At 66.8% G+C, this 19,960-nt stretch carries 20 protein-coding genes; 5 read left to right on the top strand and 15 right to left on the bottom strand.

The features are described 5' to 3' along the window. Nucleotides 1–69: 69 nt before the first annotated feature. The 5 genes from ligA to ACVENA_RS01955 form a co-directional block, all read right to left on the bottom strand. Nucleotides 70–2,244, bottom strand: a complete 2,175-nt coding sequence (ligA, locus tag ACVENA_RS01975) for an NAD-dependent DNA ligase LigA (protein ID WP_449327408.1) — start codon at nucleotides 2,242–2,244, stop codon at nucleotides 70–72. 39 nt (nucleotides 2,245–2,283) lie between these two features. Further along, the gene (locus ACVENA_RS01970) at nucleotides 2,284–2,973 is read right to left on the bottom strand and encodes a GNAT family N-acetyltransferase (RefSeq protein ID WP_449327407.1); all 690 of its coding nucleotides are present in this window, start codon (nucleotides 2,971–2,973) and stop codon (nucleotides 2,284–2,286) included. After that, nucleotides 2,970–4,640 (bottom strand): DNA repair protein RecN, encoded by a 1,671-nt coding sequence (gene recN, locus ACVENA_RS01965; protein WP_449327406.1) that lies wholly within the window; start codon nucleotides 4,638–4,640, stop codon nucleotides 2,970–2,972. The genes ACVENA_RS01970 and recN overlap by 4 nt, the downstream gene beginning before the upstream one ends. A gap of 379 nt (nucleotides 4,641–5,019) precedes the next feature. Further along, a complete protein-coding gene (locus ACVENA_RS01960; RefSeq protein ID WP_449327405.1) occupies nucleotides 5,020–5,814 on the bottom strand; it encodes an outer membrane protein assembly factor BamD in 795 nt (264 codons plus the stop codon). Between the two features lie 85 nt (nucleotides 5,815–5,899). Then, on the bottom strand, nucleotides 5,900–6,598 hold the full coding sequence (locus ACVENA_RS01955) for a peptidylprolyl isomerase (protein WP_449327404.1): 699 nt from the start codon (nucleotides 6,596–6,598) through the stop codon (nucleotides 5,900–5,902). Nucleotides 6,599–6,772: 174 nt separating this feature from the next. Between ACVENA_RS01955 and ACVENA_RS01950 the strand changes: the two genes are divergently transcribed. Further along, entirely contained in the window at nucleotides 6,773–7,225 is a 453-nt protein-coding gene (locus ACVENA_RS01950) for a hypothetical protein (RefSeq protein ID WP_257547865.1), read from the top strand. 413 nt (nucleotides 7,226–7,638) lie between these two features. On the opposite strand, the gene pnp is transcribed toward ACVENA_RS01950, so the two are convergent. The 7 genes from pnp to ACVENA_RS01915 all read right to left on the bottom strand — a co-directional run bounded on the left by pnp (nucleotide 7,639) and on the right by ACVENA_RS01915 (nucleotide 13,579). Beyond that, a complete protein-coding gene (gene pnp / locus ACVENA_RS01945) occupies nucleotides 7,639–9,933 on the bottom strand; it encodes a polyribonucleotide nucleotidyltransferase (protein ID WP_257547863.1) in 2,295 nt (764 codons plus the stop codon). Nucleotides 9,934–10,124: 191 nt separating this feature from the next. Next, complete coding sequence (gene rpsO, locus ACVENA_RS01940) at nucleotides 10,125–10,394, bottom strand: 30S ribosomal protein S15 (RefSeq protein ID WP_257547861.1); 270 nt, start codon at nucleotides 10,392–10,394, stop codon at nucleotides 10,125–10,127. A 24-nt stretch (nucleotides 10,395–10,418) separates the two neighbouring features. Next, nucleotides 10,419–11,429: a tRNA pseudouridine(55) synthase TruB gene (gene truB, locus ACVENA_RS01935; protein ID WP_257547859.1), complete on the bottom strand. Its 1,011-nt coding sequence runs from the start codon at nucleotides 11,427–11,429 to the stop codon at nucleotides 10,419–10,421. A 31-nt stretch (nucleotides 11,430–11,460) separates the two neighbouring features. Then, complete coding sequence (locus ACVENA_RS01930) at nucleotides 11,461–11,874, bottom strand: DUF6491 family protein (protein ID WP_257547857.1); 414 nt, start codon at nucleotides 11,872–11,874, stop codon at nucleotides 11,461–11,463. Between the two features lie 101 nt (nucleotides 11,875–11,975). Further along, nucleotides 11,976–12,509, bottom strand: coding sequence for a GNAT family N-acetyltransferase (locus ACVENA_RS01925; RefSeq protein ID WP_257547855.1), 534 nt, complete (start codon nucleotides 12,507–12,509; stop codon nucleotides 11,976–11,978). Then, nucleotides 12,502–13,104 carry a thymidine kinase gene (locus ACVENA_RS01920; RefSeq protein WP_257547852.1) on the bottom strand — a complete coding sequence of 201 codons (603 nt, stop codon included), beginning with the start codon at nucleotides 13,102–13,104 and terminating at the stop codon, nucleotides 12,502–12,504. Before ACVENA_RS01920 ends, ACVENA_RS01925 begins: the two co-directional genes overlap by 8 nt. A 43-nt stretch (nucleotides 13,105–13,147) precedes the next feature. After that, nucleotides 13,148–13,579: an RrF2 family transcriptional regulator gene (locus ACVENA_RS01915; protein ID WP_449327403.1), complete on the bottom strand. Its 432-nt coding sequence runs from the start codon at nucleotides 13,577–13,579 to the stop codon at nucleotides 13,148–13,150. A gap of 82 nt (nucleotides 13,580–13,661) precedes the next feature. Here ACVENA_RS01915 and ACVENA_RS01910 point away from each other — a divergent pair, with 82 nt between their 5' ends. The 4 genes from ACVENA_RS01910 (at nucleotide 13,662) to ACVENA_RS01895 (ending at nucleotide 16,352) form a co-directional block, all read left to right on the top strand. Continuing rightward, a complete protein-coding gene (locus ACVENA_RS01910) occupies nucleotides 13,662–14,141 on the top strand; it encodes a group III truncated hemoglobin (protein ID WP_449327402.1) in 480 nt (159 codons plus the stop codon). Next, entirely contained in the window at nucleotides 14,134–14,547 is a 414-nt protein-coding gene (locus tag ACVENA_RS01905) for a hypothetical protein (protein WP_449327401.1), read from the top strand. The genes ACVENA_RS01910 and ACVENA_RS01905 overlap by 8 nt, the downstream gene beginning before the upstream one ends. A gap of 3 nt (nucleotides 14,548–14,550) precedes the next feature. Further along, complete coding sequence (locus ACVENA_RS01900) at nucleotides 14,551–14,853, top strand: DUF1971 domain-containing protein (RefSeq protein ID WP_449327400.1); 303 nt, start codon at nucleotides 14,551–14,553, stop codon at nucleotides 14,851–14,853. A gap of 74 nt (nucleotides 14,854–14,927) precedes the next feature. Continuing rightward, nucleotides 14,928–16,352, top strand: coding sequence for a WS/DGAT/MGAT family O-acyltransferase (locus ACVENA_RS01895; RefSeq protein WP_449327399.1), 1,425 nt, complete (start codon nucleotides 14,928–14,930; stop codon nucleotides 16,350–16,352). 239 nt (nucleotides 16,353–16,591) lie between these two features. On the opposite strand, the gene rbfA is transcribed toward ACVENA_RS01895, so the two are convergent. Genes rbfA through infB form a run of 3 tightly spaced genes read right to left on the bottom strand, consistent with a single transcriptional unit; the run spans nucleotide 16,592 to nucleotide 19,949 of the window. Continuing rightward, on the bottom strand, nucleotides 16,592–16,993 hold the full coding sequence (gene rbfA, locus ACVENA_RS01890) for a 30S ribosome-binding factor RbfA (protein WP_449327398.1): 402 nt from the start codon (nucleotides 16,991–16,993) through the stop codon (nucleotides 16,592–16,594). Further along, a complete protein-coding gene (locus ACVENA_RS01885; protein WP_257547837.1) occupies nucleotides 16,983–17,402 on the bottom strand; it encodes a PaaI family thioesterase in 420 nt (139 codons plus the stop codon). Before ACVENA_RS01885 ends, rbfA begins: the two co-directional genes overlap by 11 nt. A 15-nt stretch (nucleotides 17,403–17,417) precedes the next feature. Then, nucleotides 17,418–19,949, bottom strand: a complete 2,532-nt coding sequence (gene infB / locus ACVENA_RS01880) for a translation initiation factor IF-2 (protein ID WP_449327397.1) — start codon at nucleotides 19,947–19,949, stop codon at nucleotides 17,418–17,420. Nucleotides 19,950–19,960 lie beyond the last annotated feature (11 nt).

Raw genomic sequence — 19,960 nt, 5'->3', positions numbered from 1 at the left:
CGTCAGTGACAGCGAGCACTGAATGGACCCCGGATCAAGTCCGGGGTGACGAAAAACGGAATCGCTCCTCTACCCCGCCGCCGCGACGATCGCCGCCCATTCGGCTTCGTCGATCACGCGGATGCCGAGCGCGCTCGCCTGCTTGAGCTTCGATCCCGCGCCCGGCCCTGCGACGACGAGGTCGGTCTTGGCGCTCACGCTGCCCGCGGCCTTGGCGCCGAGCGCTTCGGCCTGCGCCTTGGCTTCGTCGCGGCTCATCGTCTCCAGCTTGCCGGTGAAGACGACGGTCATCCCCGACACCTCGCTGTCGCGCGTTTCGACCACATAGGGCGGCGGCGACACTTCAGAGAGCAGGTCGTCCCACAGCACACGGTTGTGCGGTTCGTGGAAGAAATCGCCGAGCGCCTCGCCCACCGCGGCGCCGATGCCGTCGGCGCGCACCTCGAGGATCGCTTTGATCGCCTCGACCTTGCGCGTCATATATTTGCCGGCCGATTCCGCCTCGCCCTGCGGATGCTCATCGAGATAGGCGTGGATTTCCGCCGCCTTGCCGGGGAGCCGCGACAGGTCGCCGAGCCCCTTCAGCAGGTCGCGCGCGGTCACCGCGCCGACGTGGCGGATGCCGAGCCCGAACAGCAGCCGCGCCGCGTCGGGCACGCGCTTGGCCTCGATCGCGGCGAAAAGATTGTCGACCGACTTTTCCTTCCACCCCTCGCGGCCGAGCAGCGCGTCGCGGTGGCCCTTCAGGCGGAAGATGTCGGCGGGCCCCTTGTCGAGCCAGCCGAGCTCCAGAAACTCCGCGATGCTCTTTTCGCCCAGCCCCTCGATGTCGAGTGCGCCGCGGCTGACGAAGTGGCGCAGGCGCTCGAACTTCTGGGCATTGCAGATGAGCCCGCCGGTGCAGCGCACGTCGACCTCGCCCTCCTCGGCGACCGCCTCGCTGCCGCACACCGGGCAATGATCGGGGAAGGCATAGGCGGGGCGGTCTTCGTCGCGGGTCAGATTGTCGACGACCTGCGGGATCACATCGCCCGCGCGCTGGACGACGACGCGGTCGCCGGGCCGGACGCCGAGGCGGCCGATCTCGTCGCGGTTGTGGAGCGTGACGTTCGAAACGACGACGCCGCCGACCGTGACGGGGGTCAGGCGCCCGACCGGGGTCAGCTTGCCGGTGCGGCCGACCTGGATGTCGATGGCTTCCAAGGTCGTCTGCGCGCGCTCGGCGGGGAATTTATGCGCGATGGCCCAGCGCGGCGCCTTGGCGACGAAGCCGAGCCGCGCCTGCCAGTCGAGCCGGTCGACCTTGTAGACGACGCCGTCGATATCATAGGGCATGTCGGCGCGCCGCCGCTCGATCTCGGCATAATGAGCGAGCAGGTCGGCGACGCTGTCGCAACGCGCGAGCAGCGGCGACACCGGAACGCCCCAACCCGCGAGCGCCTGCATCACCCCGAACTGGGTGTCGGCGGGAAGCCCGCTCACCTCGCCCCAGCCGTGCGCGAGGAAGCGCAGCGGGCGCGACGCGGTGACGCTCGCGTCCTTCTGGCGCAGCGATCCCGCCGCGGCGTTGCGCGGGTTGGCGAACTGGCGGACGGTGGCGGGATCGAACGCCTGTTCGCGCTGTTCGGCGAGCGCCCTGCCCTCTTCCATCAACCGTTCGTTGAGCGCCGAAAAATCGGACTTCGCCATATAGACTTCGCCGCGAATCTCGAAAACGTCGGGGGCGTCACCCGCTAATTGCTGCGGAATATCGGCGATATGCCGCACATTGGCGGTAACGTCCTCGCCCACCGTCCCGTCGCCGCGCGTCGCGGCCTGCACCAGCCTGCCCTTTTCGTAGCGCAGCGAGCAGGACAGGCCGTCGATCTTGTCCTCGGCGGTCATCGCGACCGCGGCATCGCCCGGTAGATTCAGGAAACGCCGCACGCGCGCGGCGAATTCCTCGACATCCTCGGCCGCGAAAGCATTGTCGAGGCTCATCATCCGCACCGCATGGGCGACCTTGGCGAGCGGCGACGCCTCGACCGCCGCGCCGACCAGCCGGTTCGGACTGTCGGCGCGGATCAGATGCGGAAAGGCGGCTTCAAGCTCGTTATTGCGACGGACGAGCGCGTCGTATTCGGCGTCCGAAATCTCGGGACTGTCCTCGGCGTGATACAGCTTGTTGTGGTGGGCGATCTGCTTGGCGAGCCGCATCAGTTCGTTGGCGGCCTCGGCTTCGGAGAGCGATTCAATCTCGGTCATGCGCGCGCTTGTGCCACCGGCGAGCGCCCGGCGCGAGCCTCAATTCACCGCGATCGCCAGCACATGCACCTCGCGCCGGATACGAAAGCCGAGCGATTCATAAAGCGCGATCGCGCCCGCATTGTCGGCATAGCTGTGCAGAAAAGGCTGCTCGCCGCGCGCGGCCATCGCGCGCATGACATGGCCGATCAAGGCGCGCGCCAGCCCACGCCCGCGACAATCTTCCCACGTGGCGACGCCGCTGACCTCGGCCATGCCCGGCATCAACATTCTCTGCCCCGCCATCGCGAGCAGGCGGCCGTCCTCGCGGACCCCGAAGAAAGGACCGTAGCGATGCGTCGTGGTGCTCCATGGGCCGGGCCGGGCATGGTCGGCGAGTGCCGCCATTTCGGCCGCGTCGGCCTCGCCGAGTGCGACGATCGCGGGCTCGCCCGGCCGCGCTTCGGGCGACGAGCCTTCGGCGACCATCTGCGCGAGCACCGCGCGCTTCACCTCGCGCGTGCCGGGCGGAACGGCCCAGCATTCGCCTTCGACGATCCACAATTCGCCATCCGCGGGAACCAGAGCAGCGAGCGCCGCCTGCGCCGCATCGCTCCGGTCGGCGGCGGCGCCGAACGGCCCATAGCCGCGATCGATCCGCACCGCGCGGGCGTCGCCCTGCGCCAGATGCGCCTGCCGCCCGGTGAGCATCGACCAGACGGGGCGGTCGAGGGGGTGCGGCGCCATCATGCAGCGACGTCGAGCAGCCGCAACGCTTGCGCCCTTGCCTCTTCGGTTACCTCCGCACCCGACAACATGCGCGCGATTTCTTCGCGGCGGCCGGGAGGATCGAGAAGGCGGACGCCGGTGCGGGTCACGGTTCCTTCGCTCGATTTGGCGATGACGAAATGCGAGCCGCCCTTGGCGGCGACCTGCGGCGAATGGGTGACCGCGAGCAATTGCTTGCCCGCGCCCGCGAGTCTGGCCAATCGCTCGCCGATGGCGCTGGCGACGGCGCCGCCGACGCCGCGGTCGATCTCGTCGAAAATGATCGTGTCGGCGCCGCCCTCTTCGGCCAGCGCGACCTTGAGCGCGAGGATGAAGCGCGAGAGTTCGCCGCCCGACGCGATCTTTGCCAGCGGCGCGAACGGCGCGCCGGGGTTGGTGGCGATGAGGAATTCGACGCGGTCCATGCCGTCGGCGCCCCAGCGTTCAGCGGGGAGGCGGTCGATGCGCGTCTGGAAGCGCGCCGCGTCGAGTTTCAGCGGCACCAATTCGCCTGCAACCGCCGCGTCGAGTCGCGCCGCGGCCTTGCCGCGCAGGTCGGAGAGCGCGGTCGCGGCGTGGGTATAGGCGGCAGCGGTCTCCGCAACCGCGGCTTCGAGCTTCGCGAGCCCGGCACTACCGCCCTCGATCGCATCGAGCCGTGCGGCGAGTTCGCCCGTCAGTTCGGCGAGTTCGTCGGGCTGAACCCCGTGCTTGCGCGCCATCGCGCGGAGTTCGAACAACCGCGTCTCGGCGGCTTCGAGCCGCTCGGGATCATATTCGAGCGCGCGCGCCGCCTCGTGCAATTTCGTCTCGGCCTCGTCGGCGTCGATGATCGCGCGATCGAGGCTGGCGAGCGCCTCGGCAAGCAAAGGATGATCGCCTGCGAGCCGGTCGAGCCGCCGCGCCGCGCCGCGCAGCAGCGCCGGGCCGCCCGCGCTGCCATCGAACGCCTCGAGGATCGAGCCGAGGTCGCCGGCGATGCGCTCCCCCTTCTGCATCGTCGCACGCGCCTCGGCGAGTTCGGCGTCCTCGCCCGGCTGCGGATCGAGCGTGCGGAGTTCGGCGACGCAATGTTCGAGCCATTCGCGGTCGCGCTCGGCTTCCGAAATCGCCGCCTTCGCTGCTTCCAGCCTGGCCTCGGCGGCGCGCCATGCGGCGTGGGCGGCCGCGACCCCCGCCGTGTCGGCGCGCGCATAGGCGTCGAGCAGCGCGCGGTGCCCGGCGGGCGCGAGCAGGCCGCGATCGTCGTGCTGACCGTGGATTTCGACCAGATAGCCGCCGACCTCGCGCAGCAGCGCCGCCGAACAGGGCTGGTCGTTCAGGAACGCGCGGCTGCCGCCGTCGGCCTTGAGCGCGCGGCGGATCAGCAAAGGCTCGCCCGGCTCCAGAGCGATCTCATTGCCGGCGAGCAGCGCGGCGAGCGGCGTATCGGGCGCGGGCGGCGTGAAGCTGGCGGTCACCTGCGCCTTGTCGGTGCCTTGCCGGACCAGCGCGCTGTCGGCGCGCATCCCGAGCACCAGCCCCAGCGCGTCGAGCAGGATCGACTTCCCCGCCCCCGTCTCGCCGGTCAGCACGCCGAGCCCGGCCTCGAAATCGAGGTCGAGCCGTTCGATCAGAACGATGTTCGCGATGGACAAAGCCGTCAGCATGGGCTGCTCTTAACGCAGAACAAAATGCGAATCTATTCGGGAGTGAGGCCGGTGCGGCGAGGGCGTGCCAATCGGTTCACGCGAAGCCGCGAAGCCGCGAAGAAAATAATCTCACACAAAGACACGAAGAGGGCGCGCCCTGTCGCAAGCGCTCCTCGCCGCCGCAGGCGGCATTGCCAGAAAATGCGCTTCGCGCCGGAAAAGCGACATAACGGGACGATTTTCCCTCTTCGTGTCTTTGTGTGAGATTATGTCCGTTCCGGCGCGCAGAAAAATTCTTCGCGGCTTCGCGTGAACCAAAGTCTATGCGATCTCTGCGCCTCTGCACGAATCCATTCGCGAACGATCGCGGCCCGCGCCTGCGCAGGGGCGACGAAGATCACGCGCTCGGCGCGTGCCTCTGCATCAGCTTGTAGGCGCGGTCGTACCATTTGCTGCCGGGATAGTTGGCACCGAGCACCGCGGCCGATTTCTTCGCTTCCTCGGGAACGCCGAGCGCCAGATAGCATTCGGTCAGGCGATAGAGCGCCTCGGGCGTGTGGCTCGTCGTCTGAAACTTCCGGGTCACTTCGCGGAAGCGGATCGACGCCGCGAGCCAGTTCGAACTGCGCTCGTAAAAGCGGCCGATCTCCATCTCCTTGCCCGCGAGATGATCCTGCACCAGGTCAACCTTCAGCCGCGCGTCGGCGGCGTAGCGGCTGTCGGGATAGCGGCGAATCACCTCGCCGAGCGCATTCTGTGCCTGCTGGGTGATCTTCTGGTCGCGGGTGACGTCGCTGATCTGCTCATAATAGCTGAGCGCGATCAGATAATAGGCATAGGGCGCGTCCTTGTTGCCCGGGTGGATCGAGAGGAAGCGCTGCGCCGCCTCGATCGCCGGGGTATATTCGCGGTCCATATAATAGGAAAAGCTGCTCATGAGCTGCGCGCGGCGCGCCCAGGGCGAATAGGGGTGCTGGCGCTCGACCTCGTCGAACAGCGCCGCGGCGATCCTATACTGGCGGCGGTCGAGGCGGTCCTGCGCGGCGCGATAGAGGGTATTCACGTCGCGCGCGACGTAGCGCGTGTCCTTCTTCACGCCCGAGCCCCCGGCGCAGGCCGCCAGCAGCGGCGAAATCACGAGGGCGGCGGCGGCGAGGCGCGCGGCGGCGCGAAGGGAGATGCGCTGAGTCATGGGCGCGGTATAGCCACAGCGCGGATGAACGCAAAATAAATGATCATGCGTTTCGTCGGCTTCGGGCGGGCGGGCCGGAACGGCGTCACGCACCCTTCACCACGCAGCCCTTCGGCGCGTCGGCGGGCGCGGGGATGCGGCGCGCGGAGAGGATCTTGAACTCGGGATCGAGCATCTGGCCGACCATCACCCCCTCGCCCTTGGTCGGCGAAACCGGCGCGGCATAGATTTTCTCCGCGACGTCGAGCCCCGAAACCAGCTCGCCGAACACCGCGAAGCCGGCATTGTCGCCGCTCGCCGCTGGATCGGCGTCGAAGCCCGGGATATCGGAGAGGAGGATGAAGAAATCGCTCGTCGCATCGCCCGGCGCGAGCCGCGCCATCGCGAGCGCGCCCTTGCAGTGGGTCAGGGCGGTGGCGGTGGTCGCCTCGTGCGCGATCGGCGGATAGTTCAGCCGCGCATCGCCGCGATTGCCACCCTGGACCAGCGCATTTCCCTCCCCCCAGCTTCGCGTCGTGCGATAGAATTTGAAGGTTGTCGCCATCCGCTTGCTGTCAACATAGCGCAGGAAGTTCGCGGTCGTAATGGGCGCACGCTTCGTCTCCAGCCGCACGACCATCCTTCCCGCGTCGGTGACGAGTTCGACATAGGGCCGCGTGTCGACCTCGACCGGCCCGGTGACCGGCGCGGGCACCGCGGGCGGCGGCGGCGGCAATTGCGTCGCCTGCGGCGGAACGGCCTGCGCCGCGATGACGAGGGACAGGAGCAGAGTGTCGAATATCATGATCTTCCTCGGGTCGGATTATGGTCGAGGCGAGGCTAGACGCTGTCGGCGGCCGCGCCAAGCCACCGCTTGCAGGGAGGCTTGCCCTGCGTCCCGGCCCGATGTCGGAAATCTACAATGCCGCGCGGCCGGGCGGTGGCAGGGCGGGCCTTTCTTCACAGGGAGTTTGATAGGATGGTTCGGACGGGAAATACGGCCTTGCGGGCGGCGGCGGTGCTGATGCTCGCGGGGGCGTCGATGCCGGCGGCGGCGGCCGACAAGGCGGCGGGGTGGCATAATTGGGCCGACCGCGGCGAGCGGATCGTCGCGGCGATCGACGCCGTGAACCCCGCGCAGCTCGGCAGCGCGTGCGACGGGGTGACCGGAACGGTGGTCGGCCAGGGATTTCAATTCCCCTATTGGGGGCAACAATTGATCGGCGTGTGCCATGTGTATCGCAGCCTGTTCAGCCACCTTCGGGACGGCACCACGACCCGCAGCGCCAAAAAGGGCGAGTGCAAGGAACTGAAGCAGGTCGGCGGCAATCTTGCGAAGGCGACCGATGTCGCCGAAGAACCGCGCGCGCTGCTCATCGCGCAGGAACTCGTCGTGCATATCGACGCCATGCGTGAGGTCTATTGTACCTGATACCAGGTCCGTCGCCGGATATCGGTCTGGCTCGCCCGCGCAATATCCATGGACAGCCGACCGGAGATCATGGCCTTCCCGAAGGCGCAAAGCGAGCCGGAGCGAATTGGCGATCGAAATTCGGCTGACTGTCGATCACCCATATGATCGACCGGCCGGTTTCGACCGGAAGCTGACAAGATATCCTCCCCGGCACGGGGAGGGGGACCATGCGAAGCATGGTGGAGGGGCACCCTCGGTTTACGTTTCGATCCAGAAAAGGCGCGCCATGACCCACCTGCCCCTCCACCACCTTCGGCGGTCCCCCTCCCCGTGCCGGGGAGGAGCGGCATCGTCCGCTTCCCACCCCATAGCCGCCATAAAAAAGGGGCCGCCTTACGGCAGCCCCTTTCTTTTTCGATCGGTGAAGAAGCTTAGTCCTTCAGGAAGTCGGGCACATGGCCCTGATCTTCGGGACCGTCATTGCGCTCACGGCGCGGACCGCGATCGCCGCGATCACCGCCGTCGCGACGGGGGCCACGGTCGCGGCCGCCGCGGCCGCGGTCGCCGCCGTCGCGGCGGGGGCCGCGATCACCGCGCGGTTCGCGCGGCGGGCGGGTGTCTTCGAGTTCGGCGCCGGTTTCCTGATCGACGACGCGCATCGACAGGCGGACCTTGCCGCGCGGGTCGATCTCGAGCACCTTGACCTTGACTTCCTGGCCTTCGCTCAGGACGTCGGACACTTTTTCGACGCGCTCGTTGGCGATTTCGCTGACATGGACGAGACCGTCCTTGCCGCCCATGAAATTCACGAACGCCCCGAAATCGACGAGATTGACGACCTTGCCGTCATAAATCTTGCCGACTTCGGCTTCCTCGACGATCCCGGCGATCCACTTTCGGGCCGCTTCGATCTGGCTGAGGTCGCTCGACGAAATCTTGATCAGGCCCTCGTCATCAATGTCGACCTTGGCGCCGGTGGTCGCGACGATCTCGCGGATTACCTTGCCGCCGGTGCCGATGACATCGCGGATCTTCGACTTGTCGATCTGCATCGTTTCGATGCGCGGCGCATAATCCGACAGCTCGGTGCGGGTTTCGCCGAGCGCCTTGGCCATCTCGCCGAGGATGTGCGCGCGGCCTTCCTTGGCCTGGGTCAGCGCGGCCTCGAAGATTTCCTTCGTGATGCCCGCGATCTTGATGTCCATCTGCATCGTGGTGATGCCTTCGGACGTCCCCGCGACCTTGAAGTCCATGTCGCCGAGATGGTCCTCGTCGCCCAGGATGTCCGACAGGATCGCATAATCCTTGCCCTCGAGGATCAGGCCCATCGCGATGCCCGAGACGGGGCGCTTGATCGGCACGCCCGCGTCCATCATCGCCAACGAGCCGCCGCACACCGACGCCATCGACGACGAGCCGTTCGACTCGGTGATGTCGCTGGTCAGGCGGATCGTGTAGGGGAAGTCGTCCTTGGTCGGCAGCACGGGGTGCAGCGCGCGCCACGCGAGCTTGCCGTGGCCGACTTCGCGGCGGCCCGGCGCGCCGAAGCGGCCGACTTCGCCGACCGAATAGGGCGGGAAGTTATAGTGGAGCATGAAATTCTGATACGACAGGCCGTTGAGACCGTCGATCATCTGCTCGCTTTCCTTGGTGCCGAGGGTGCAGGTCGCGATCGTCTGCGTCTCGCCGCGAGTGAACAGCGCCGAACCGTGGGCGCGCGGCAGGAAGTGCGTTTCGGCGACGATCGGACGAATCTGCGTGGTCGTGCGGCCGTCGATGCGCTTGCCGTCCTTGAGGATGGCGGTGCGGACGATTTCGGCTTCGAGCTTCTTGGTCAGCTTGATGCCGGCCATGACTTCCTGCGGGCTGAGGCCGTCGGCAGCGAAGCTTTCCTTCGCCTTCGCGCGCGCCTCGTTGAGCGCGTTCGAGCGGGCCGACTTGTCGGTCAGCTTGTAGGCAGCGGCGATGTCCTTGCCGATCAGCTTCTTGAGCTTGTCCTTGATCGCGGCATTGTCGTCCGACGCAGCCATTTCCCAAGGGTCCTTGGCGGCCTGTTCGGCGAGCTTGACGATCGCCTTGACGACTTCCTTGCACGCGTCGTGCGCGAACATCACCGCGCCGAGCATGACTTCTTCCGACAGCTCGTTCGCTTCGGATTCGACCATCATCACCGCGTCGTAGGTTGCGGCGACCACCAGGTCGAGGTCGCCCTCGGCGACCTGCTCGTCGGTCGGGTTGAGGATATATTCGCCGTTGAGGTAACCGACGCGCGCGGCGCCGATCGGACCCATGAAGGGCACACCCGAGATGGTGAGCGCGGCCGACGCCGCGACCATCGCGAGGATGTCGGGCTCGTTATGGCCGTCATAGCTCAGCACCTGAGCAATGGCGTTGATCTCGTTGTAGAAACCTTCGGGGAAGAGCGGACGGATCGGGCGGTCGATCAGGCGGGAAACCAGCGTTTCCTTTTCGGTCGCGCCGCGTTCGCGCTTGAAGAAGCCGCCCGGGATGCGCCCGGCGGCCGAATATTTTTCCTGATAATGGACGGTGAGCGGGAAGAAGTCCTGCCCGTCCTTCACCGACTTGGCGGCGGTCACGGCGCACAGGACAACCGTTTCGCCCAGCGTCGCCATCACGGCGCCGTCGGCCTGGCGGGCAACCTTGCCCGTTTCGAGAGTGAGCGTCTCACCGCCCCACTCGATCGATACTTTTTTCACGTCAAACATGGATTTTCCTTCGCCCGCCGGGCCCTATGCCGGGCGGGGCCTCTGATTCCGGGCAGTCCGGCCCGGGGCGGTGTAGGGCGTCTGTCTGCCCTATGGCGGTCCCGCCGGATGCGGGAGCGGCCCTTGCGGCTCGCGAATTTACCGCGAACCAAAATGAAAGCGGCCCCGAACCCGGAGCCGCCCTCGCATTCTTATTTGCGCAGACCCAGCTTCGCGATGAGTGCCTGATAGCGGCCCTCGTCCTTCTTGCGAAGATAGTCGAGCAGGCTGCGGCGCTTGTTGACCATCATCAGCAGCCCGCGGCGGCTGTGATTGTCCTTGTGGTGCGCCTTGAAGTGATCGGTCAGCGTGTTGATGCGGTCGGTCAGGATCGCGACCTGGACTTCCGGCGAACCGGTGTCGCCCTTGGCACGGGCATTATCGCTGATGACTTCGGCTTTGCGCTCGGCGGTAATCGACATAAATATATTCCTCGAACATCATGGCTATAGATTGAAGCCCCGCACGACCTTCAGCGTTCCCGCCAAAGCCTCGATCAGGGCGACGGGCCGATTGTCGGCATCGCGTCCCCAATAGAGCCCGTCGTGCGTGCTTACCCCGGTCCAGACGCGACCCTGACGGATCGCCCCTGCCGCTTCCGGGGAAAGGTTCAGAGCCGGGATGTCGACCAGCCCCGCCTCGAGCGGCAGAATGACATCTGATTGCGCGGCCCCTTGACCGAAAGCGTTCAATTTGTCCAGCGAAATCGCTTGGGACAGGTCGAACGGCCCCGCTTTGGTACGGTGGAGCATGGTGACATGGCCGACGGTGCCGACCGCACGCGCAATGTCGCGGGCGAGGCTGCGAATATAGGTGCCCTTCGAGACATGGGCGGTGAGGGTGATGGCATCCAGTTCCTCCCCGGCACGGGGAGGGGGACCATGCGAAGCATGGTAGAGGGGCACGGACGGTTTGCACCGCGTATCGGCGAAGCGCGAACCCTCGCCTGCCCCTCCACCACCTTCGGCGGTCCCCCTCCCCGTGCCGGGGAGGATCGCGAGCGTGTGTATCGTCACCCTCCGCGCCTTCATCTCGACCTCTTCGCCCGCGCGCGCGCGATCATAGGCCCGCTGCCCGTCGACCTTGATCGCCGAATAAGCGGGCGGAATCTGTTCGATCGGGCCGGTGAAGCGCGGCAGCACCGCCTCGATGTCCGCCAGCGTCGGCCGCACGTCGCTCGTGGCGACGACGTCGCCCTCCGCGTCCAGCCCGGCGGTTTCCATCCCGAACGCCACGGTGAAATCATAGGTCTTGCTGGCATCGAGCATCCGGCCGCAGAGCTTGGTCGCCTCCCCCAGCGCGATTGGCAACACCCCCGAAGCAAGCGGGTCGAGCGTTCCGCCGTGGCCGACCTTGACCTTGCCGAGACCCGCCTCGCGGCAGACGCGCTTCACCGCGCCGACCGCCTGGGTCGAGCCGAGCCCCACGGGCTTGTCGAGGATGATCCAGCCGTTCATCCCGCGCCCCTGCGGACGCGCGGCACGCTTGTCAATTCGACTTGGCGGCCTTCGCGGCTTGCTCGGCTGCCTTCCGTTCCGCCTTGGTCGGCGGCGCCGCCGAGGTCACGAAAGAGGATAGCGTGCAACGCTCGCCGCGCACGAGAAAGGTCGCGAACCTGTCCAGCCGCGCCGCTCCGCGCGTGTCGACGCCAATCGCCTGCGCGAAATCGATATTGTGGCAGGGGCCGAAGAATTTCGCATAATACCAGTTGCGGCGGCTGTCCTGTATCCAGACACCGTCGTCGCCGTCGGCCTGGAAATTGCGGATCGTCGCATTGCTAGGGAAACTGATCCCGGTTTCGACGCCGAGCGGCTGCGCCGCCGTAGCGGGCTCGTCGGCCGCCGCATTTGCCGAAAGGGAAAGCAGGGCGGCGGCCAGGGAGAGTGCGAGTTTCTGTTGCATGTCGAGTCCTTCGAGACTGATGATCCCCGACCTGATGCGGACCGTAGCAAAGCAAATCTGAACCCGCGCTGACCCTCTCCTCTCCTCTTGAGAGGAGGGGCTTAACGCCACTCGTCTGCCAGCAGCGACCAGAGCCCGGTATCGCGCACGAAGCCCGTCCAGGTCACCCGCTCGGATCGCAGCACGCCTTCGCGGACGGCACCGAGCTTTGCCACCGCCGCCTGGCTGCGCTTGTTGCGCTCGTCGATGCGGAATTCGATGCGGCGGATGCCGGCGGCAAAGGCGTGGCCGATCATCAGTCGCTTCAAGCGGCCGTTGAGCCCGGTGCCGCGAACGTCGGGATGGATATAGCTGCCGCCGATCTCGACCGTTTGCGCCGACCAGTCGGGACGGAGCCACGCGGTCATGCCGACGAGCCGGCCGCCCGCGAACACCGCATAGGGCATACGCACCGGATTGCCGAGCAGCGTATCGAAGGCGGCGTCGAAATGCTCGGGATCGAAGCTCGACGAATAGATCGGCCAGATGTCGGCATCGGCCGCGCACGCCGCGCCCAGCGCCTCGCGATGCGCCTCGGCGAGCTTGACAAGGTGGAGGTCGTCGTCCGCAAGCTCGACATACAGCGCGTCACGCATCGGCGAGCACCTCCGCCGCAATGCGCCGCTTTTCCATGAAATGGCGCCGGCACATCGCGACATAGCGGTCGTTGCCGCCGATCTCGGTCTGCGCGCCCTCGACCACCGCGCGGCCGTGCGCGTCGACGCGCAGGTTCATCGTCGCCTTGCGCCCGCACTCGCACACCGCCTTGAGTTCGACGAGCGCATCGGCAAGGCCGAGCAGCGCCGCCGAGCCGGGAAACAGGTTCGCGGCGAAATCGGTGCGCAGGCCATAGCAAAGCACGGGAATATTCGCCTCGTCGGCGAGCCGCGCGAGCGCGAGCACCTGTTCGCGCGACAGGAATTGCGCCTCGTCGACGAGCACGCAGGCGAGCGGGCGCTCCGCATTCTCGGCCCGCACCGCCGCCCACAGGTCGCTGTCGGGGTCGAACTTATGCGCTTCGGCGAGCAGGCCGATGCGGCTGGTGATCTGCCCGGCCCCGTAACGATCGTCGAGCGCCGCGGTCCACAGCATCGTCTCCATGCCGCGCTCGCGATAGTTGAAATCCGCCTGCAACAGCGTCGTCGACTTGCCCGCGTTCATGCTGGCATAATAGAAATAGAGCTTGGCCATGGCGGCAGCGATACCGCCTCGGCCGCGCCGCGCAAATCGAAAATCAGGGAACCCCGAGCAGTTCGCGAAATCGCCCCGGCTGCGGCACCAGATCGGTGAGCCGATAGCCGTCGAGATGCGCCAGAAAGGCCGCGAGCGCGCCGCCGAGCGCGCCTTGCAGGCCGCAGCCGCCGCACACCGGGCAGGTCGAGGTCGCGGGGTCCATGCACTCGACCAGCCCCTCCAGATTCTCGAACTCGCGCACCACCGTGCCGACGATCACCGTATCGGCCGCGCGCGCCAGCGTCAGCCCGCCGCCGCGCCCGCGCTGCGCGCTGACGTAGCCAAGCGCCTGCAGCCGCTGCGCGACCTTGGCGAGGTGGTTGCGCGAAATGCCGTATTGGCCCGCGATCTCGTCGACCGACATCTGCCGGCCGCTCGCCGACAGCGCCATCAGGATGCGCAGGGCATAATCGCTGTGCAGGCTCAATCGCATTAAATAGGTATATTGAATATTGCTTTTTGCGGCAACCTGCTTAAAGAGGTATTTTAAATACTCAATATAGAGTCGGAAGCATATGACGCCGAGAACGGTCCAGGCCCATCCCCACGCCATCGCCGCCCGCGAGGAACGACGGGCCGAGGCGCGCGCCATGGGCATCGACGAAGCCTTCATCGCCGAACTGGTCGATCGCTTCTATGCCTCGGTGCGCGAGGATGCGATGCTCGGCCCGATCTTCGACGCGCGCATCGACGACTGGCCCAGGCACCTCGGCCAGATGAACCGCTTCTGGCAGTCGATCCTGCTCAGCGCCGGCAATTTCACCGGCAATCCGATGATGAAGCATCTGGCGATCCCGACGATCGGGCAGGAGCATTTCCAGCAATGGCTGCGGCTCTTTTACCAGACGCTGCACGATATCGCCCCGACCCCCGAGGCCGTCCCGCATGTCGGCGCCAAGGCGCGGATGATCGCCGAGAGTCTGCTCACCGGCATCTGGGTTCACCGCGACCAGGGCGGTCCCCTCGCGAAGAAAGTGGAGTTGCCCGATGTCTGACCTGCCCGCCGTTCCGCCGCCGCCCTATCGCTCCAACGATCCCTATGAGACGAGCGGGGTCCAGGCGGGCTTTCAACTGCCGCGCTCGATCTGGCACGCGATGTTCGCCTGCTATGCGGTCTTCTTCCTCGGCATCTTCATCGCCACCGGGCGCGACGCGGCGACGGTGATGATGCTCGTCATCTCGGGCCTCTATATGCTGATGTTCTTCGGCACGACGAAGCTGCTCAATGCGCAAAAGGGCCGCGAGCATGATTCGCCGCTCGACCGGACGGACGGCGTGCTCGACACCTGGACCGGACCGATGGACCGCCACACCGTCGCGGCGCAGATCCTCGCGGTGCCCGCGGGCTTCGCCTTCCTCGGCGTCACTTTCGTCATCGTCCGGGCGACGGCGGGCTTCTAGACCATGAGCGCGCCGATCGCCGAGCGCGGGCCGCCGCTTCCCTCCGGCGCCCGCGCTTACCGGCGGATCGGCCCGTTCGGCGCCGACACGATTCCCGCCGGGCTGTTGCGCCGGCACGACCTCAAGGACGGCGCCTGGGGCCTGCTGTCGGTCCTCGCCGGATCGATCCACTTTCATTGGGACGACGATCAAGGCGGCACACGCCTGCTGAAATCGGGCGACACGATGCTGATTCCGCCGCAAGTTCCGCATCATCTGGAGCGACAGGGATCGGTAACGATCGAGATTGCCTTCTGCACGCCCTGACCATCGCTTGACACGCTCGCCGCCGCTGTCATGCTGCGCAACAAAGGTCGCAACATAAGTGGGGAGAGCGGCGGATGCGGCTGATGCCGGTGAGCGATGCGATGTTCCTCTGGGGCGAGAGCCGCGAGATGCCGATGCATATCGGCGGCATCAACCTCTACACGCTGCCCGACGATGTCGACGAAACCGAATGGCTGAACGAACAACTTGCCCTGCTCCGGCAACCGGAAGGCCTGAGGCGACCATTCAGCGAGGTGCTGAAGCTCACCCCGCTCGGGCAGTACGGCCCGATCCGGCTCGAGCCCGATCGCGACATCGACATGCATTACCATGTCCGCGCCGCCGCGCTGCCGAAGCCGGGGCGCTATCGCGAGATGTTCGAGCTCGCCTCGCGGCTCCATTCGGGGCTGCTCGACCGCACCCGGCCCCTGTGGGAAATCACCTTGATCTCGGGCCTGCCGAACCGGCAGATCGCGACCTTCAAGAAGGTCCACCACGCGCTGATGGACGGCGCGGCGAGCATCCATTTCTACAATTCGATGCTGACGCCCGATCCCAAGGAACGGCGCGCCTATTCGCCGCTGTCGGTCGAGGCCTATGAGGCGTACAAGCGCAAGTTCCCGACCCCGAAGAAGCCGTCGCTCCCGAACCTGACCGATATCAAGGCGATCGGCGACTTCCTGAAGGAGCAATGGGGCAACAGCGTCGGGGTGACGAAGGCGCTCAACCAGTATCTCGCGGCGATGTTCGGGGTCGGCGGCGACGGGCTGGTCACCCCCTTCTCCGGGGTGCCGCGCACCAGCTTCAACCGCAACATCACCGGCGCGCGCCGCTTCGTCGCGCAAAGCTGGTCGCTCGAGCGCGTCCGCGCGCTGGGCAAGGCCTATGACGGGACGATCAACGACGCGGTGCTCGGCATGTGCGCGGGGGCGATGCGCAAATATCTGCAGTCGCTGAACGAACTGCCCGACAAGCCGCTCAAAGCCATGGCGCCGGTGTCGATCCGGCCGAAGGACGACATCGATTCGGGCAATTCAGTCGCCTCGGTCACCGCCAATCTCGCGACCCACATCGACGACCCGGCCGAGCGGATGGCAGCGATCCAGGAATCGATGAACTCGGCAAAGGCACAGCTCCGCGCGATGACCGCGTCGCAGATCCAGCTCTATACCGCGATCACCAGCTTCCCGATGATGCTGACCGCACTCACCCGCACCGCCGACAAATTCCCCGCCTATTCGGCGACGATCTCGAACGTGCCTGGCCCGCGCGAGCAGATGTACTGGAACGGCGCGCGGCTCGACGGCATGTATCCCGCGAGCATCCCGGTCGACGGCATGGCGATGAACATCACGCAGGTGTCGAATTTCAAGAACATCGACTTCGGCATCACCGCCTGCCGCCGCAGCGTGCCCCATGCGCAGCGAATGATCGACTATCTGGAGGAAGCGCTGGTGGAGCTGGAGGTGGCGGCGGGGATCAAGAAGGGGAAGAAGTAAGCATCGCCCCCGCGAAGGCGGGGGCCGCTGTCGGCTTGTCACGGCATCGTAGACAAGATCGTGATCGGGTTAGGTTGAACCGCCGCTTTCGTTATTTCGTCATCCCGGCGAAGGCCGGGATCTCACCGTCTCGACCTGACGCACTGGCGAGATCCCGGCCTTCGCCGGGATGACGATTCAGTCAAAGCAATCATGCTCCAGGATTGCCAGCGACCCCACCTCCGCGGGGGCGACGGCGATCAGTCGGCCTCGGGCTCGCCCAGATCCCGCGCCACCTTGGGATCGCGCAGCAGCGCATCGATATGGCTGGCCTCGTCGAAGCTTTCGTCGGGCAGGAATTTCAGCTTCGCGGCATATTTCATGCGGATGCGGTGCGCGACCTCGCGCTGGAGGTAGGCGGTGTTGGTGCGCAACGCCTTGATCACCGCTTCCTCATCGCGGCCGAGCAGGGGCTTCACGAAGACCGTCGCGTGGCGCAGGTCTGGCGACATGCGCACCTCGGTCACGCTGACCGGATGGTTAGTGAGCACATCGTCGTGCACGTCGCCGCGCGCGAGGATTTCGCTCAGCACATGGCGCACCTGCTCGCCGACGCGCAGGACGCGAACCGAGGGGCCGGACGGGGTTTCGTTATGACGCATTTCGGTTCAATTCCATGATGCGCGCGCTCGATGTCGCGCGCGCAAGAAGCTCGCCCTGCTCGTCGAAGAGCTCGGCCTCCAGAAAGGCCACCGAACGCCCGCGGCCGACGACGCGCCCCTTGCCGATCACCCGGCCAGGCATCACCGGTTTCAGGAAGCTGACGTTGAGGTCGATCGACGCCGGAACCTCGGCGCCGCCGGTCATGCTGACGAGCGCGGGCCCCATGGTGTCGTCGAGCATCGCCGCGACGAAGCCGCCCTGTACCGTTCCGCGCGGATTGAGCATCTCGGCGGTCGGGTGAAAGGCGATCTCGATCCGGCCCTCGCCGGGATATTCGGCGATCAACTCCCACCCGAGCAGTTGGGCACAGGGTGGGGCCGGAAACCGGCTGAAAAAACTCTCAGCCATGCTCCGGCTCCCCAGTTACAGCGTCCGTTCGCGCAGTTCGACTTCGAAGACTTCGAGGTGGTCGCCCGCCTTGATGTCGTTGGTGTCCGCCAGCACGACACCGCATTCGAGGCCGGCGCGCACTTCGGCGACATCGTCCTTGAAGCGGCGGAGCGACGCGATCGTCGTCGCCGAGACGATGACGTCCTCGCGCGTGAGACGCGCGTGAAGCCCCTTGCGGATCGAGCCTTCGAGCACCAGCAGACCCGCGGCCTTGTCGCGCTTGCCGGCCGGGAAGACTTCCTTGACCTCGGCGCGGCCGACGACGGTCTCGACGCGTTCCGGCCCCAGCTCGCCCGCCATCTCCTTCGCGATGGCGTCGGTCAGGTGATAGATGACGTCATAGTAGAGGAAGCGGACCTTTTCGCGGTTCGCGATCTCGCGCGCCTTGGCGTTCGGGCGGACGTTGAAGCCGATGATCGGCGCGCGCGAGGCGGCCGCGAGCGTCACGTCGCTTTCGGTGATCGCACCGGCGCCCGACTGGAGCACGCGGACGCGAATCTCGTCGGTCGACAGGCGGTTCAAGGCGTTGACGATCGCTTCGACCGAGCCCTGCACGTCGGCCTTGATGACCACCGGATATTCGATGACCTTGGCCTTGTCGGCGAGCGCGGAGAACATGCCCTCAAGGCTGACCGGCGCCTGCGCCGTCCGCTTCTTGAGCGCCTGCTCCTGACGATAGGCCGCGACCTCGCGGGCGCGCGCCTCATTCTCGACGACCGTCAGCGTGTCGCCCGCCATCGGCACACCGCCGAGGCCGAGAACCTCGACCGGCATCGACGGACCGGCCTCTTTGACCTGCTTGCCCTGATCGTCGACCAGCGCGCGGACGCGGCCGCTTTCGGCGCCGCAGACGAAGATGTCGCCGACCTTCAGCGTGCCGCGGCGGACGAGAATCGTCGCCACCGGCCCGCGACCCTTGTCGAGCTTGGCCTCGACCACCGTGCCTTCGGCGGCGCGGTCGGGATTGGCCTTCAGTTCCATGATCTCGGCCTGCAGCGCGATCGCGCCGAGCAGCTTGTCGAGGCCGGTCTTCTTCAGCGCCGACACCTCGACATTCTGGACGTCGCCGCCCATTTCCTCGACCACCAGCTCATGTTCGAGCAGGCGCTCGCGGACGCGCTGTGGATTGGCGCCCTCCTTGTCGACCTTGTTGATCGCGACGATGATCGGCACGCCGGCCGCCTTGGCATGGTTGATCGCCTCGATAGACTGCGGCTTGAGGCCGTCGTCCGCCGCCACCACCAGGATGACGATGTCGGTGACGTTCGCCCCGCGCTGACGCATCTCGGTAAAGGCTTCGTGGCCCGGCGTATCGAGGAAGGTGACCAGGCTCCCGTCGGGGGTCTTCACCTGATAGGCGCCGATATGCTGGGTGATGCCGCCGGCTTCGCCCGACTGCACATTCGCGCCGCGCAGCGCGTCGAGCAGGCTGGTCTTGCCGTGATCGACATGGCCCATGATCGTGACGACCGGCGCGCGCGGCTTCAGATGCGCGGCGTCGTCGACGTCCTCGTCGTGGCGGATGTCGATGTCGGCTTCGCTGACGCGCTTGATCTCGTGCCCGAATTCGGTGACGAGCAGTTCGGCGGTGTCCTGGTCGATCGTCTGGTTGACGGTGACGGGCATCCCCATCTTGAACAGCGCCTTCACCAGGTCGGCACCCTTTTCGGCCATGCGGTTGGCGAGTTCCTGCACCGTGATCGTGTCGGGCACGACGACTTCGCGGACCTGCTTCTCGCGCGGGCCGCTCGACACCATGTGCGAGCGCTTTTCCTTCTCGCGGGCGCGCTTCAGCGCCGCGAGGCTGCGCGCGCGCGCCCCCTCGTCGTCGTTGAGCGCGCGCGTGACGGTCAGCTTGCCCGACTGGCGGCGATTGTCGGCGCCGCGGTTGGCTTTCGGTTCGGGGCGCTTCGGTTCGGGGCGCTTCGGCGCCTCGACCGGGGTGAAGCGGCGCGGCGCGGGGGCTGCGCTGGCAGTCGTTGCGCGAGGCGCGGCTTCGGCACCCGCTTCCTTGGGCGCGGGAGCTTCGGCCGCGGGCGCCTCGGGCTCGGGCGCCGCAGCCGCTGGTTCAGGCGCCGTCTCGACGACCTTCGCCTTTTCCTCGGCGCGCGCCTTTTCTTCCTCGGCGGCGCGCGCACGCGCAGCTTCCTCACGGCGGCGATTGTCCTCGAGCACGGCCATGCGCGCTTCCTCGGCTTCGCGCAGCAACTGCGCCTGACGCTCCTGCCGCGACATCAGGCTGTCGACGGGGGGCTTGGGCGCGGCCGGCTTCGGGGCCGGGGCGGGCGCCGGGGCCGGAGCGGCAGGCGCGGCCTTGACCTCTTCGGGCTCGGGCGCCGGAGCGGCTTCGCCGGGGCGGCCGAGCACGCGGCGGCGCTTGACCTCGACCACCACCGTATTGCGGCGGCCGTGGCTGAACTGCTGCTGCACCTGGCCGGCCTCGACCGTCCGCTTCAGCCCCAGCGGCTTGCGGGTAAGGGTCGGCTTGTCCTGTTCGTCACTCATCGAAACGTCTT

The sequence above is a fragment of the Sphingopyxis sp. 550A genome (assembly GCF_053569535.1).
The sequence above is the reverse complement of the archived record's forward strand: the minus strand, read 5'-3'. Positions and strand labels throughout refer to the sequence as shown.